The organism is Vreelandella sp. L-25, assembly GCF_056857535.1.
On record NZ_JBSXNH010000061.1, the window covers coordinates 25,734 to 41,035 of the forward strand.

Annotated in this window: 13 protein-coding genes; 7 read left to right on the top strand and 6 right to left on the bottom strand. The window is 56.1% G+C overall.

Going from position 1 to position 15,302, the window contains the following annotated elements; translation table 11 throughout:
• Positions 1-117: 117 nt before the first annotated feature.
• A complete protein-coding gene (locus tag AC13CN_RS07970; protein ID WP_172515492.1) occupies positions 118-972 on the top strand; it encodes a putative RNA methyltransferase in 855 nt (284 codons plus the stop codon).
• Positions 973-1,079: 107 nt separating this feature from the next.
• On the opposite strand, the gene AC13CN_RS07975 is transcribed toward AC13CN_RS07970, so the two are convergent.
• A complete protein-coding gene (locus AC13CN_RS07975; RefSeq protein ID WP_009095703.1) occupies positions 1,080-1,286 on the bottom strand; it encodes a cold-shock protein in 207 nt (68 codons plus the stop codon).
• 476 nt (positions 1,287-1,762) lie between these two features.
• Between AC13CN_RS07975 and AC13CN_RS07980 the strand changes: the two genes are divergently transcribed.
• The gene (locus AC13CN_RS07980; protein WP_074210970.1) at positions 1,763-3,028 is read left to right on the top strand and encodes a dicarboxylate/amino acid:cation symporter; all 1,266 of its coding nucleotides are present in this window, start codon (positions 1,763-1,765) and stop codon (positions 3,026-3,028) included.
• Positions 3,029-3,261: 233 nt separating this feature from the next.
• Here AC13CN_RS07980 and AC13CN_RS07985 read toward each other — a convergent pair whose 3' ends face one another.
• The gene (locus AC13CN_RS07985; protein WP_044629799.1) at positions 3,262-3,435 is read right to left on the bottom strand and encodes a YqaE/Pmp3 family membrane protein; all 174 of its coding nucleotides are present in this window, start codon (positions 3,433-3,435) and stop codon (positions 3,262-3,264) included.
• 186 nt (positions 3,436-3,621) lie between these two features.
• Here AC13CN_RS07985 and AC13CN_RS07990 point away from each other — a divergent pair, with 186 nt between their 5' ends.
• Positions 3,622-5,664, top strand: coding sequence for a TonB-dependent receptor (locus AC13CN_RS07990; protein WP_289111088.1), 2,043 nt, complete (start codon positions 3,622-3,624; stop codon positions 5,662-5,664).
• 234 nt (positions 5,665-5,898) lie between these two features.
• Here AC13CN_RS07990 and AC13CN_RS07995 read toward each other — a convergent pair whose 3' ends face one another.
• The 3 genes from AC13CN_RS07995 to AC13CN_RS08005 all read right to left on the bottom strand — a co-directional run bounded on the left by AC13CN_RS07995 (position 5,899) and on the right by AC13CN_RS08005 (position 10,336).
• Positions 5,899-8,472 carry a glucose/quinate/shikimate family membrane-bound PQQ-dependent dehydrogenase gene (locus AC13CN_RS07995; RefSeq protein WP_273423229.1) on the bottom strand — a complete coding sequence of 858 codons (2,574 nt, stop codon included), beginning with the start codon at positions 8,470-8,472 and terminating at the stop codon, positions 5,899-5,901.
• A 280-nt stretch (positions 8,473-8,752) separates the two neighbouring features.
• The gene (locus AC13CN_RS08000; protein WP_062361357.1) at positions 8,753-9,757 is read right to left on the bottom strand and encodes an NADP-dependent oxidoreductase; all 1,005 of its coding nucleotides are present in this window, start codon (positions 9,755-9,757) and stop codon (positions 8,753-8,755) included.
• Positions 9,758-9,943: 186 nt separating this feature from the next.
• The gene (locus tag AC13CN_RS08005; RefSeq protein WP_044629795.1) at positions 9,944-10,336 is read right to left on the bottom strand and encodes a septal ring lytic transglycosylase RlpA family protein; all 393 of its coding nucleotides are present in this window, start codon (positions 10,334-10,336) and stop codon (positions 9,944-9,946) included.
• A gap of 332 nt (positions 10,337-10,668) precedes the next feature.
• Between AC13CN_RS08005 and AC13CN_RS08010 the strand changes: the two genes are divergently transcribed.
• From AC13CN_RS08010 to AC13CN_RS08025, 4 genes are all read left to right on the top strand, one after another.
• Complete coding sequence (locus AC13CN_RS08010) at positions 10,669-11,076, top strand: hypothetical protein (RefSeq protein WP_232059490.1); 408 nt, start codon at positions 10,669-10,671, stop codon at positions 11,074-11,076.
• Positions 11,070-11,786, top strand: a complete 717-nt coding sequence (locus AC13CN_RS08015) for a hypothetical protein (protein WP_307725477.1) — start codon at positions 11,070-11,072, stop codon at positions 11,784-11,786. The genes AC13CN_RS08010 and AC13CN_RS08015 overlap by 7 nt, the downstream gene beginning before the upstream one ends.
• Before the next feature lie 117 nt (positions 11,787-11,903).
• Complete coding sequence (locus AC13CN_RS08020) at positions 11,904-12,695, top strand: RsiV family protein (RefSeq protein WP_289111091.1); 792 nt, start codon at positions 11,904-11,906, stop codon at positions 12,693-12,695.
• Positions 12,696-12,920: 225 nt separating this feature from the next.
• Positions 12,921-13,478 (top strand): cytochrome b, encoded by a 558-nt coding sequence (locus AC13CN_RS08025; RefSeq protein ID WP_228219774.1) that lies wholly within the window; start codon positions 12,921-12,923, stop codon positions 13,476-13,478.
• Positions 13,479-13,503: 25 nt separating this feature from the next.
• On the opposite strand, the gene AC13CN_RS08030 is transcribed toward AC13CN_RS08025, so the two are convergent.
• The gene (locus AC13CN_RS08030; RefSeq protein ID WP_253027425.1) at positions 13,504-15,297 is read right to left on the bottom strand and encodes a 7TM diverse intracellular signaling domain-containing protein; all 1,794 of its coding nucleotides are present in this window, start codon (positions 15,295-15,297) and stop codon (positions 13,504-13,506) included.
• Positions 15,298-15,302: the final 5 nt, after the last annotated feature.

A 15,302-nucleotide genomic window follows, 5' to 3' on the forward strand; every position in this document is an offset into this window, starting at 1 on the left:
TTGAGTTATATGGGCTTTCCGGTATCGTTAATGTTTAGATGCCTGATGCCCATCGATGATGTGTCAGCATATTGCCCGTCTATTCACACCAGAAAAAGCCGTCACGAGAAACTTCCGATGAATCGTACCCCTTTTCAGGCCCTGGCCTGCCCATTAGACGGCGAACCGCTCCAGTTGGAAGGTGGCACGTGGCGGTGTGCCTCAAACCATAGTTTCGATGTGGCCAAGCAAGGGTACGTGAACCTGCTGCCCGTGCAGCAAAAGCGCTCCACCGATCCCGGCGACAGCAAAGCCATGGTGGCCGCACGCCAGCGCTTTTTGGCGGCGGGTGACTATGCGCCTATAGCAAAGGCGCTTAGCCAGGCGGTGATGCGCCACTGTGAGCAGGCAGAAACGTACAGCTGCCTGGATGCAGGCTGTGGCGAGGGTTACTACCTGCGCCAACTGTCCCAATACATGACCGAGTCGCAGGCGCTGTCACTGATGGGGTTGGATATCTCGAAGTGGGCGGTGCAGTCGGCGGCGAAGCAAGACGATAAGCGGGCTCCCATAAGTCGTTGGGTTGTGGGCAGTAACGCCCAATTGCCGGTGCAGTCAGCAACGCTGGATAGCGTGCTGTGTATGTTTGGCTTTCCAGTACATAGTGAGTTTGCACGTGTACTTAAGCCGGGCGGGCAACTGCTTCAAGTAGAAGCGGGGCCGGAGCACCTGCGCGAGCTGCGGGAAATTATTTATCCCACCTTAAAACCTGCACGTGAGAAAGCGCCTGATGTACCGGAAGGGTTTGCCCACCGAGCTTCCGAGCAGATTCGCTACGCTATTTCATTAGAAGGGGCAGACGTTATCCGCGATTTGCTGACCATGACGCCGCATTTGTATCGTGCCAGTGCGGAGGGGCGCGAGCGAGCAGCTAACTTGGAGCAGCTAACGCTGACTATTGATGCTCAACTAATCGTATGGGAGAGGATTTAATACCCAAACGCAAAAAGGCCCGCCGAGGCGGGCCTTTCTGTTCGAACCATTCACCTAATGGGTGAGGGTTCTAGCAAACTTTTCAGTGCTATCTAGAAAGATAGGACTTAGGAGATTTGCTTGATGTTAGAAGCCTGAAGGCCTTTTTTACCCTGGGTAACGTCGAAAGAAACGTTAGCGCCTTCCTGAAGGGTTTTGAAGCCGTCAGACTGAATTTCGGAGAAGTGTGCAAACAGATCGTCGCCACCGTCAGAAGGAGCGATGAAACCGAAGCCTTTGGTGTCGTTAAACCATTTAACTGTGCCAGTTGCCATTGTGTAAATCCTTTCGCGCTAATGCGCCGTAATAAAATTCCTGGTATTACCCAGATGAAGTAGCGGGTGAAACAAGGAATACAATATCAGGCTGCCGAAAAAGATCGTACACTTCTGAAACCATGCTGCTTGCTAACCAACTGACGCTACAGTGTCATGCTTCTTAGCCTAGGTCAAAGCCTTTCTGCATTTATTTTCATAGGGCAGCGAGTGGTAGGTTCGCTACTTCCAACCCATTTTCCAGGTGCTATCGTCTTTTAGCGTTGATCGTATTCATGATGGCTCCAGTCAATAGTGTTGAGCAGGGGCACGCCGTCTATCCTAGCTAAAGTGGCGGGAGACTCCATGCTAAGCTATTTAGTCGGCGTAATGGAGCTCAAGCAAACGCCACGCTGGTTTGGCAACCCGCGATGATGCTACATGACGTGGTTTTCCATTGATTTATACCAACCTGATTTAAACCAACAGGGCATTCAATGACATATTTATGGAAGCGCTACCTTCAAGCGTCGCTCATTTTGCGCGTCACCATTGCGCTGGTGATGGGGGTTCTGGTGGGTATTGTGGGCGGTGACTGGGTGGCCGTTTGGCTGGCACCGCTGGGCGATTTACTGCTTCGTCTCCTGACTTTCCTCATCGTACCGATTGTACTGTTTACGCTCATGGTAGGGGTGAATCAGTCTCGGGAAGGAAGCGCAGGGCGCGTTGGCGGCAAAGTGTTTATTTACTATTTGGCCTCTTCTGCATTCGCCATTGTGGTGGGCTTAACCGTGGCAACGCTATTTAGCCCAGGCAGCGGCATGACGCTCAACGACAGCGCGAGCTTCTCGGTACCCGAGAATCCCGGTGTGGTCGATGCGCTGCTCAATATTGTGCCGGGCAATATCGTGGCCGCCTTTGCCGAACTCAATATGCTGGGCATCATCTTTACCGCGCTGGTATTCGGGATTGCGCTGTTGAAAATGCGCCAATCCGAGCAGCAGCACGCGCTTGGCGAGCAGCTTTATCAAGTTATTGAAGGGTTAAACGAAGTCACCCTGAAAGTGATGTCGGGGGTGCTGCATTTTGTGCCCATTGGCGTCTTTGCCATTGTTGCTGAAACGGTGAGCCAGCAGGGGATGGAAACGCTTCTTTCGTTGGGTGACATGGTGATGGTGCTGTACATCGCACTCGGCGCACAGCTGTTGATCTACTGCGCGGTGATGCTGCTGTTTGGCGTGAAGTTACGCAGCTTTTTTGGTGAGGCGCGCACGCCGATGGCCACCGCGTTTGCAACCCAAAGCAGCTCCGGCACACTGCCTGTCACGATTAACGCCGCGCAGCGTTTAGGCATCCCGAAAAGCATTTATAGCTTTAGCCTGCCCCTGGGAGCAACGCTCAATATGGACGGTGCCGCCATCCGTATTGCCATTTCAGCGGTGTTTGCCGCCAACGTGATTGGCGCGCCTCTGGATTTGATGAGCATGGTGCAGATTGTGCTGATCGGCACGCTGGTGACGGTAGGCACGGCTGGGGTGCCGGGGGCGGGCATTATCATGATTGCCACCGTGTTTGCTCAAGTAGGCCTGCCCATTGAAACCGTGGCGCTATTAACCGCCATTGATGCCCTGGTAGGCATGGGTGCAACAGCGCTGAATGTCACGGGAGACTTGGTCGGAACGACCGTGATTGCCCGAAGTGAAGGGCATACGCTGGCTGAAGCGCCTGATGAAGAAGGCGGCCACGCGGTGGAGAACGGCTAATCCGTATTCAGACGATAGGGGGGGCAGCATGGTTTACGATCATGAGTATCGCTACTTAGAACGCGCCGTGGCGCTAGCAGAAGAGGCGCTCAACGCCGGTGATGGACCCTTTGGCAGCGTATTAGTCAGCGCCTAAGCCGTTTCAACCAGAGTTTAACAAACGCCGCCTTGCGCAATGCAAGGCGGCGTTTGTTAAACTAATGACGCAATGAGAGATTACGCAATGAGAGAGGCTAGTGCTTCAATATGACGTAGAAGGCGTGAATGATGCCTGGAATGAAGCCAAAGAGCGTCAGCAGGATATTGAGCCAAAAGTGTCCTTTGAAACCGACCTCAAAAAACACCCCTAGCGGGGGAAAGATAACCGCAAAAATCATCTTGATCGGGTCAGTCGCGGTAAACGCCATGTAGCCTCCTTTGCTTACACCGTTAGTATAATGTTGCCCAGCCGCCAGTGTAGAACTAATCCCTACACTTGGCTAATTAGTCACTCCATCATACCACTACCATTTTACGTAGCCGTTCCCCGATGAACGTCATAACGTTGAGCGCTCACTGATGATTCATTGGGATTTTTCATTGGAAAGGATGCCATGACTCGCTATCTCCCTCCTTCATTATTGTTACTCAGCACCGCTTTTTCCGCCCCCGTATGGGCACAAACCGATACAGAAGCCGTACTGCCCACTGTAGAAGTCAGCGCACCGCGCTTGGCGCGTGAGATTTACGCCACGCCTGCTGTGGTCTCGACGATAGATCAAGACACCATTGCCCAAGGCCAGCAGCGGGTGCGTTTGGATGAGTCGCTCAACCGGGTGCCGGGCGTTTTCCTGCAGAACCGCGATAATTTTGCCCAGGGGCAGCGTATTTCGATTCGCGGCTTTGGTGCCCGTGCGCCGTTTGGGGTGCGAGGCATTACGGTGATGGTGGACGGTATTCCTTACACGCTGCCGGATGGGCAGGCCCAGCTAGATGCGATTGATTTGGATAGCGCTGAGCGCATTGAGGTCATTCGTGGGCCGTCCTCGGTGCTCTACGGCAACGCGGCGGGTGGCGTGATCGACATCACCACCGCCGATGGACGCGACAACCCCGGCACTCGGCTGCGCATGGGTGCCGGTAGCGATGGCTACCAGAAAGTGGCGCTGCAAAATGGCGGCGTGCAGGGGGATTGGTCGCACCATATCAGCCTCACCGGGCTGAACGTAGATGGCTACCGGGAGCAGAGTTCCACCGAGAAGTATCTACTCAATGCCAAGCTGCGCCGTGAGCTGGGCAGCGATCGGGCACTCACCGCCATCATCAACTTGCTGGATAACCCCCGCTCGGAAGACCCCGGCGCGCTCAACGCCCGCGAGGTGGCCGAAGGGCGCGACCAAGCCGCACCGAACTCGCTGGCGCTAGATGCCGGTCAAACCGTCGACCAGCAGTTGATCGGCCTGCAATACGAGGATTTGTCTGCAGGGGAGGGCGAGCTGTACCTGAAAGGCTTTATCGCTCAGCGGGATTTTGAGCAACAGCTACCGTTTGTGGGCAGCAGCCGCTTGGGCTATCAGCGCGATTACATGGGCGCTAGCGCCGAATATCACCACGAGGTAACGCTAGGCAACCTGCCGCTGAATTACATCGTTGGGGTGGATGCCGCACGCCAGAAAGATGACCGCTTCCGCAACGATGTGAATCCCCAAGGGGCGGTGGGCGAGCCGCTCGCGGATGAAACCCAAACCGCGACTTCCACTGGTGTGTTTGCCCAGGGGGACTTAGCGCTGTCAGAGCAGCTTTCGCTCTCATTGGGCGCACGGTTTGACCGGGTGGCACTTGATGTCGACGACGATTTTGCCGCCGATGGCGACCAGAGCGGCCAGCGCACCTTCAACGAATGGAGCGGCTCTGCCGGGCTGAGCTACCGCTATCGCCCGCAGCACCAAGCGTATATCAATACCGGCACGGCCTTCGAGACGCCGACGTTCTCTGAGTTTGCCAACCCCGCTGGCGGTGGCTTCAACCCCAGCGTAGAGCCGCAAAAAGCCTGGAACCGTGAAGTGGGGCTGCGTGGTTACATCGAGCCGCTGGCGCTGGATTACGATGTCGCGCTCTTCTCCGTCCGCGTGCGCGATGAGCTGGTACCCTACGACGAAGGCGGCCGTACGTTCTACCAGAACGCCGGGGATACCAACCGTGATGGTGTCGAGCTGGCGCTGGGGTGGCAGTTGGCCGACCAGTGGCGCTTGGACAGTGCGCTGACCCTGGCGCGCTACGAGTTCGACGAGTTTGCCACTCCTTCTGAACGCTTCGATGGCAACCGCATTCCCGGCCTGCCGGAACAAACCTGGGTGAACCAGCTAACGTGGGAGAACCTTGACGAGCGCTTCGCCACGTTAGAGACCGAATACGTCGGTGACTTGGTGGCCGATAACGCCAACCAGACGTCGGTGGATAGCTACTGGCTGGTGAACCTACGGGTGGGCGACGGCTGGCAACTGAGCCAACAGACCCGGCTAAGCGCCTATGTGGGCCTGCGTAACCTGCTGGATGAAGAGCACTACTCCAATGTGCGCTTGAACGGCACCTTTGGACGCTTTTACGAACCCGCACCAGGGCGCAGCGTTTATGGTGGTGTCGAGCTGAGTTTTTAACGCTGGCTATGCTTAAGGCTGACTCAGGGTTCAGGTAGCGCCAGATGCAAAAAGGGCGGCCTATGGCCGCCATATCAGTCAGTTAAAGTATTGATCTATCAGTTACGCTTGGTAAGTCTGCTGTGGGAGGCCGCTTTAGCGGGCGAATGGCGCCGTCAGGCGCCTTGGCTAAGCCACCAGTCGCGAGCTGAAGCTCCCTCCCACCAGCACTAGCTGACTCCGTAGAGCTAGCGGTTACTCCGGTAACGCGTAGCCAATCACGTAGTCACCCATCTTAGTGCCAAAGGTACCGTGACCACCGGCTGTCACCACCACGTACTGGCGGCCATCGGCGCCGGTATAGGTCATCGGCGTGGCCTGACCACCGGCGGGTAAGCGAGCTTTGTACAGCTCTTCACCCGTGGTGATGTCGTAGCCGCGTAAGTACTGGTCCAGCGTGCCGCTCAAGAAAGAGACGCCGCCAGCGGTGGTCAGCGGGCCGCCCAGCGCGGGCACGCCCACGTTCAACCCAATCGGCAGGCCAAAGGGCATGCTGTCGCGGGTGGTACCGTTGCGATGTTTCCACACCACTTCCGACGCTTGCAGGTCGATACCTGCCACATCGCCCCAGGAGGGCGCTTGGCAGGGTAAGCCCAGCACGGAAAGCAGCGGGCCTAGTTCTACCGCATAGGGTGCGCCTTCGTTAGGCTGTAGGCCTTGTTCACTGGCGGAGCCTTGGCCCTCTTGCACTTGGTCACGGGGCACCAGCGTAGAAACAAACGCGAGGTACTTCGCACCGGTAAATAGCGCCTGGCGTTCAGGGTCGACCGCAACGCCACCCCAGTTCATTACCCCCACATTACCCGGGTAGACGATGCTGCCTTCCAAGGAGGGCGGCGTGTACTGGCCTTCGTAGCGCAGCGAGCGGAACTGGATGCGACACATCATCTGATCGAACGGTGACGCGCCCCACATATCTCGCTCGGTGAGCGGTGGTGGCAGCAAGTTCAGCGCCGAACGTGGCTGCGTTTCTGCGGTCCAGTCGCCTTCGATAGCCCCTTGCGGTGCGGGCACTTCTTCGATTGGCACGATGGGCGCGCCGGTTTCCCGGTTGAGCACGTAAAGGCTGCCCTGCTTGGTGGGCTGAATCACGGCGGGCTGGGTGCCGTTAGCCGTTGCTAGGTCGATCAGAACCGGCTGAGCCGGGGTGTCCATGTCCCACAGGTCGTGGTGAACGAATTGGTAGACCCAGGCCACTTGGCCGTCGTTCAGGTTCAGCGCTACGAGTCCTGCGCTATACGTTTCATCGTTTTCAGAGCGATCGGCACCGTACTGGTCCGGGGTGGCGTTGCCCATGGGCAGATACACCAGCCCTAATTCTTCATCGACGCTGATAGGGGCCCACACGTTGGGAGAGTTGCGGGTATAGGTTTCACCCTCTTCGAGTGGGGCGGTGTCGTCTGGGTTGCCACTGTCCCAGTTCCACACCAGCTCGCCGGTATGCACGTCGAAGGCACGAATCACGCCGGACGGTTCGTCGATGGAGCTGTTGTCGGTGACGTGGCCGCCCAAAATGACCAAATCTTCCGTCACCGTGGCCGGGGAGGTGGAGTAGTAGCCGCCGGGGGAGAACTCGCCAATGTTATTGGTGAGATCCACTTCGCCGTTGTTGCCAAAGCTTTCGCAGCGCTCGCCGGTATCGGCATTCAGCGCAATCAGGCGGGCATCGGCAGTGGGCAAGTAGAGCCTGCGCGGGCACATTACGTCCGTGGCGCTGAGCATGGCCGCTTCACCGCCGTCCTCAGACGCTGGGTTATCGCCTAGGCCGCTGATGAAGAGCAGGAAGGCCAGGTCCAGGTCGAACTGGCTGCCGTCATCAAACAGCACGCGAGCGGCGGCCGCGCCGTTTTCCGCAGGCGTCGTGCCATCGTTAGCGCTGCTGTCTGTATTTTCAGCGTCGTCGTTCGAGGCTTCGTCGTTAGAAGAATCGTAGTTAGCAGCATCATAGTAGGCGAGGCCGCGGCAGGTCATGTGGGCCCAACCGGAGAAATCGTCTGCGCCCATGGTGCTGATATTGGGATCAAACTCCCAAAGGGTTTCGCCGGTTTCCGGTGACAGCGCCATGGCACGGCTATGCGAGGTGCAGATATATAGGCTGTCGTTGACTTTCAGCGGCGTATTCTGGTTGGTGATTTCCGGCGGGGCATTGGGGCCGGGTTCATCGCCGGTTTGAATGCGCCACACTTCTTCCAATTCGCCAACGTTCTCGGGCGTGATTTGGTCGAGTGACGAGTAGTGGGTGCCAGCATTGGTACCACCGTAGGCAGGCCAGTCGTCGCCCGCGACCTGGGCCGGGTTGACCGCCTCGGTGTTATTGGCAGACTCGATGCTGCCCTCAATGGTGCCTGGGTAGCTAAACTGGCTGGCAATAGCGACGATGATAGCCGCGCCAATGCTGGCCGTAAGGGCGAGGCTGCCACCGCGCGAGTTGAGCGGTTTGCGCCACCACGGCAGCAGCATGATGATGCCGATTAGGCAGGGAATGGCGACCCTAGGTACCAGTTGCCACCAGTCTAGGCCTACTTCCCAAAGCGCCCACACCAGGGTGGCGAACAAAATGAGGGCGTATAGCCAAAGTGCTGCGCCTTTGCGCAAGGCCAGCAGCAGCCCAGCCACCACCACGGCGACCCCAGCAATTAAGTAGTAAGCACTACCGCCCAGCATAAGCAGTTGGCCGCCACCTACGGCAAGTGCTACGCCAGCTATCGCTAGCAGCAAACCCAGCAGCAAGGCTGGCCATTTGCCACGATCACGCGTGTGTTCATCCATGAGGTAAACCCCTATTGACAACAAGTTGATGCTGCTTTGATAAACATCAAAGCAGCGGCTCCACAACGTGCCCTAACCCATCGGCAGCGCCGATGGGTTAAAACACACATTGATTAGCTGTGATTTTAATAATCAATTCGCTTTTGGTCTAACACTTTGCTGGCTAATTATTTCTATCGACAAAAAAGCCGCGCTATTCACCATAGCGCGGCTCAGATAGATAAGCTGGGAAAGGTGTCAGATTTAACCTAGCGTAACCCCGTTAACAGCAGCCTGGTGCTTAATCAGATAGCTTCACCAGCATTTTGCCGGTATTGCCGCCTTCAAACAGCGCTAAAAAGGCGTCTGGCGTGCTTTCAAGTCCTTCTTTGATCGTCTCTTTATAGTCCAGCTTGCCATCAGCCACCTGAGGAGCGACTTCATTTAAGAAGTAGCCATAGCTGGCCCAGTGGTCGGCGACAATAAAGCCCTGCATTTTGGCTTTACGTGCCACCAACTGCGACAGGTTACTTGGCCCTGGGGCTGGGGTTTCCGCATTGTAGCCATCAATCATCCCGCAGACGGCAATGCGTGCGCCTTCGTTAAGTTGGCTGAGTGCCGCTTCCAAACAGATACCGCCTACGTTCTCAAAATAGACGTCGATGCCGTTGGGGCTGGCGAGTTTAATGGCATCGCTTAACTCTTGCGCGCTGCGGTCACGGTAGCTGACCGGTTCAACGCCTAGCGACTCCAGCCAAGCAAGCTTATGCGCAGCACCTGCGATACCCACGACATGGCAGCCTTTTGCTTTTGCCAGCTGCACCACCAGAGACCCCACCGCGCCGCTGGCGGCACTCACCAAAACGTTATCGCCCGGCTTGCACTCGGCAATCAGGTTAAGGCCTGTCCAGGCGGTCATGCCGGGCATGCCCAGAACGCCTAGGTAGGCTTGGTCTGGCACGTTGTGATCTGGAAGAGCGGTGACACTATCTCCCGGCAGCTGTGCGATATCGCGCCAGCCGCCCATGTGGCTCACTTTATCGCCCACTTTCAAGTTGGGGTGGTTAGAGGCGATGACTTCGCCAATCGCGCCGCCCTCCATTGGCTTTCCAAGCTGAAAGGGCGCTACGTAGGTGTGCACGCCGCTCATCCGGCCACGCATGTAGGGGTCTACCGAGAGCCAGTGATTGCGAATGCGTACTTCGCCTTCATCTAGGTCGGGAAGCTCCTGGCTCTCTAAGGAAAATAGCTCGCGCTTAGGTAGGCCGGTGGGGTGGTCGGTGAGGGTATAAAAACGAGATAGCATCGCTGCCTCCTGCATCAAGATGGTAAGTTACGCTTCTAGCAGGGTAGAGACCATTAGCACGCATGCAAGTTCGCGGACTTAACACGAGCATATAAAAAAGCGGCCCTGGGTGGGGCCGCTTTACTCAGCATTTGCTGCAACGCTGATCGCTTAAGGGGTATCACACGCTTGCGGATGTGTTATCCGTTAATCTACCAGGGTGATCATTACAGGTGCCGTGCCTCGGCGAATCATCCCGAGGGCTCGCGCTGCCCGTTTAGAAAGGTCGATCACGCGTCCTTTTACGAACGGGCCACGATCATTGATCATGACTTCGACTTCTTGTCCGGTATCGGGGCGGGTGACCAGCACCTTGGTACCGAAGGGCAGACTCGGGTGCGCTGCAGTCAGCGCTTGTTGATCGAAGGGCTCACCACTGGCGGTGGTGGCCCCTTGGAAGCGGTCGCTATAGAAAGAAGCCACCCCTTCTTGTAACTCAGTTTGCGCATTGGTTTGATGAGCAACTGCTTGATTGGCCGTCAAAAAAAGCAGTGCGACTGCCAAGCAGGTCGTTCGTAGTCGGTGTTTATGGGCTCCCATAGGAGTACCTCAGTGGTTCGTAAAGCGGACTCCGCATTCGTCGACGAGGTGCCGATAGGCGTATGGATAGTAGCTTGCTATGCAGGGGTCGGCAAGCTTTAAGAAGATCGGCGCAATTGGCCGCATAATTTCACTTTTTATCACATGCCGGTATGCCCTTGCGTTTCAGTGAGTTATGCCGTTCCCATGAAGCCAGTTAATGATGATATTTGTGCGGTGCAATATTTTTCATTAAACGCTCACTTTAACTCGTTTAGCGCCATATAATTCATGTACGACATCACTGCGCTCTACTGCTGACCACTATCTCGCCAATGAACAAGGATGCACCCATGGCTAAGTCTTCCTCTCTTACTCTTTTGATTGTGGCGGTGGGCGGCGTTGCCGTTGGCTACTTTGCCGCGCAAGCGTTACCCAACCAAGCGGCCGCTATGGAAGAGCCTGTAGCAGAAACTACCGCTGAGCAGGACACTACGCCTGCTGCGCTACAAGGCCTGGATTATCTGACCTTGGGCGAGCGTGCGCGGGGTGAAATCACTTCTGCCAGCGAGCTTAACGGTAAGGATGGCAGTCGCTTCACTCGCTACGCTATTTCACTTGAAGAAGAGACATTGGTGGAAATCGCTTTAAGCGGTGCACTGAAAGGTACGGTCGCGCTGTATGACGACCAGCTCCAGCTATTGGCCAACGCTGAAACGGTACGCCACCGTATTGAAGAGGGGGCGATTACATTGTGGTGATCAGCGGTGTTGATGCCCATAGCTATGGGCCTTTCAACGTCAACAGCCGCACTATTGAGCTGAGCGATGCCGATACCATGACGGTGGGTACGCCCATCGATAGCTGGCTCGATACCACCGAACGTGAGATCACGCTAACCATCGAAGAAGCAGGCATGTACCAGATCGAAATGCGTGCCGATGAGTTCGATGCGTACCTAGAATTGGAAGGCCCGAACGATTACTACCGCGAAGATGACGACAGCGCGGGTGAGTTGAATGCTCGCATTGCCGATTTTCTCGCGCCGGGTACTTACCAACTCACGGCCCGTACCGCCTATGGCACCGACAGCGGGCTGTTCACCCTCGCCATCGAGCCGCGTGATCTGCCGAACGATGTCGAGTTACGCAACGAAGGTGCGCTCACTCCCGATGAAACGCTCAACGGCTGGTACAGCGGCGAGGCTCTGACCTATCAGCTCACGATAGAGGAAAGCTCGCTCGTCACGCTGAGCATGAGCTCTAACGACTTCGATACGTATCTTGAACTGTACGGCGAAGGCGTGTCCTATACTGACGACGACAGCGGCGGTGGTACCAACGCCCGTTTAGAGCAGGCGCTACTGCCCGGCACCTATACCGTGAGCGCACGCGGTTTTAGCGCCAGCGGCAGCGGTATGTTCGAACTAGCGGTGAGCGCAGAACCCACCGAAATGCAGCCGGACACCTAAACGCGACCGCGAAGTATCGGTTCGTTTTCAACAACGCCCCTGCCGCTCTGCAGGGGCGTTGCCGTTCTACGATGATCAGCCCGCCTCATAGGGTGAGTGATTCACAAGGAGGTTAAGATGCTACGCACGTTCAAAACACTAGGAGTGGGTCTATCGCTCGCCGGAGCGCTTCTCTTGGGCGGCTGTTTGGCCGCTGATACATCGCCCTCAGAGCCGTTTGCACTGGCCTCGCTGGCCGTGGAAAAACAGTACGTGGCCCCGGGATGCCAAGGGGAGCAGTGTTCGACGGTGACTATCTCAGCGCTGGCATTTCCCCAGGCGCCTGCGTTAAGCGAGGCCCTACAAACCCGCTTGCTCACCCTAGGCATGGCGATCAGCGACGAGACGGCTGCCCCTGCCGAGAGCTGGGACGCGTACGCTGAGCGCTTCCTGAGCCTAGCTGAAGAGGACAACCAAGCCGCGCCTGGCGACATGACCAGCGAAGCGCTATTGGAAGCCACGGTGTACGCACGTCATCACGACCTGTTGGTCATCGAACTCAATAGCTATGTGTATCATGCCGGCCAAGCGCATGGGCTTCCGTTGACCGAATACATGGTCATTGACGAGCGGGAGCGGCGCGTAGTTGAAGCGGATGAGATGCTGCTAGACGGCCAGGAGGCAGCATTCGATGCACTGCTGGTACAGGCACATCAGCGCTGGATAGGTGAGATGGGCTTCGATGATCAGTTTACTGCCAACTGGCCGCTTAGCCAGAGCCACAATATTGCCCCGCTGGAAAATAGTTGGGAAGTTACCTACAACGTTTATGAGATAGCCCCTTATGCCGTTGGTCAGCCCACGCTCACCATTCCACTTGAAGCGTTAGAGGGCGTCGCCAAACCGCGCTACTTGGGTCGGGGGAGGTGATGAGGAGATAGGGAGCGCCGCGCGTAAGTGCCCTAAACCAGCTATGTTTAAACTAGCTATGTTTAAACCAGCTCACCGAAACGCCATCATGGGTGAGCTGGTTTTATCTATCACTAATAGGCATGGATCGCTTATAAGGTATGTCATTACCTAACAATCATTTTTCTATCGTGACGCCGCTGAACTAAGCTAACGGTGACGACGCTACTGGGCAGGGAGTTTTGAATGCACGAGTTAGATCACTATATCTACCCGCATCGGGTGCTGCACTGGCTGGTAGCACTGGCGGCGCTGCTCTCGCTGGCGAGCGGCCTGACGCTGGGTTTTTTAGGGTATGAACGCACGTTGGCGCTGGTTGGAAATACGCTGACGAATCTGCTCTATACCAGCCATAAAACGCTAGGTGTCACAATACTGCTGCTCATGACGTTGCGGATTATCACCCGGATCGCCTTTGTAGTGCCGGATCACGATCCGCCCCTGAATGCCTTTGAGCGCATTGTGAGCACCAGCGTGCACCATTTGCTCTATGTGGGGCTGGTCGTTATGCCGCTCCTCGGCTGGGCAGCCACCGCCACAGGCGGTTTTCCGGTGGAGTTTTTCCACTGGCATTTGCCAGGGCTACTAGGTAAGCATGAGGCGCTCTCGGAAACGCTGTTTATGTGGCACGAGCGTGTAGGTTGGGCGCTGGTGGTGCTGATTACGCTGCATGTGGCTGGCGCGCTGTTTCATTGGCGAATTAAGCGCGATAACGTGATGAAGCGCATGAGCCTGTTTGATTAACAGCGCGCCTGCAACGCTCCTCATGTCACGCTGAGCCATAGCCATAAAAGCGTTTGGTTTGGCGTGATTTATCGGCGTACATCTGCTGGTCGGCATCTCTTAGTAAGTGAGCGAGCGTGCTGTTTTCGTCACTACTGAGACTAACGCCCATACTGACCCCTACATGTACCAGCGCGCCGTTAGGAAGTTTAATCGGCGCGCTAACGGCTTGGGCAATGCGGCTGCATATATCGTCTAGCATGGTTGGCTGCTGGACATGCTCGAGTAGCAAAATAAACTCGTCTCCACCGAAACGAGCGCAGTGGTCCTCCTCGCGCGCCAAGTGCTCCAGCCGCTTGGCAACCTGCTGAAGAACGAAGTCACCCGCCTCATGCCCGTATTGGTCGTTGATGGGTTTAAAACGGTCTAAATCACACATAATGAGTGCCAAGGGAGCATGCTGATGGCTTCTTTGCGCCAGCGCTGCCTCTGCATAACGAACTAAACCATGCCGGTTAAGGAGTCCTGTGAGCATGTCGTGATTGGCAAGTTGTTCTAATTCATGGGTGCGAGCGGCGACCCTAGCTTCTAGGGCCGCTTCCTGTTTCTTCAGCATGGCAACGGTATTGGCCTGGGCGTGCTCTTTTTTCCATTTTAATTTGTTAAAGCGCGACGCTAAGGCAAAGGAGAGCAGCAACATCTCAATAGCAGAGCCGATTTGAATACCGTGGAGGGTGATAAAATTAGCTGGTAAAACGCCCATGTTGCGCAACGCAAATACAGCGGCACCGAGTAAAAAAATAGACCACGCGGCAACAAATAAGCGGGCGCTGGGTACTCGCCGCCAGCTACAGTAAATCCCGCAGACCAATAGTAGTAGCGACGCACTAAAGCCGACAACGTCCATCAAGCGCAGTGCGGGCTGGATCGGCAGTAAAAAGGCGGCAAGAAGAGCCAGCCAGCAGGCAGCACGAAACCAAGAAAGGAGTCGGTGCCAGCGAGGGCTATAGCGCCACGTGTTGAGAAAGCTTTGGGCAAACAGGGTGGCCATGGCCGACGCAAACGTAAAACCAATGGCCACCAGCCGAGCGGTCTGGTCTCCCAAGAAGCTCCAGAACATCAGCGTGCCAATGCCGTTAAACGTTAGAATGGCCAGCGTAAAGCCAAAGGCGAACAGCGAATAGTAGAGAAATACTCGCTCTTTCAGGCCAAAAAAGAGCAGAAAGTTGTAAAGGCCCAGAGCTATGAGCATGCCGAAGTAGGTGGCGAGCCAAAAGTTATGGCGGTCATTTTGGGTATAAAACGCTTCGGGCGTCATGATGCTGTAGTTCAATACTTTACTGCCTGCCGCCATGACATTGCTGTAGAGCGTTACTGTCTCTCCACCCGCCAGCGTAATAGGAAATACCGCTTGGCGATGGGCCAGGGCACGCTCTGCAATAGGAATGGCGCTACCGCTGTATTGAACATCGCTAAACTGCTCGCGCAGAGTGTAAAGCGTCACATGATCTAAAAAGGGGTATTCGAATTTTACCATCCAGGTCGCCGGGCGCGGTGAAGCATTGTGCAGGCGAGCTGTGAGCCAAGTATCTCCTTGGGTGTAGCCAAATTGTAGCGCTGAGTCGCTAACAACGGGGTGAAACTCGGGTGCCTGCTCGAGCACATCGCGCAGCGTCAGCGGTGCTTCGATGTGCCAGTAGCGTGTCACTTCGTTGAGCGAGTAATGAGCGTGCTCAGGTGAGATAGACAGCGTATCCGTGGCACTCACCTGTGAGCACCAACTCAAGAGTCCGATCAGTAGGCTGGTCAGAAAGCGTTTTAACCAACGGTGGGCACCCATAGCGT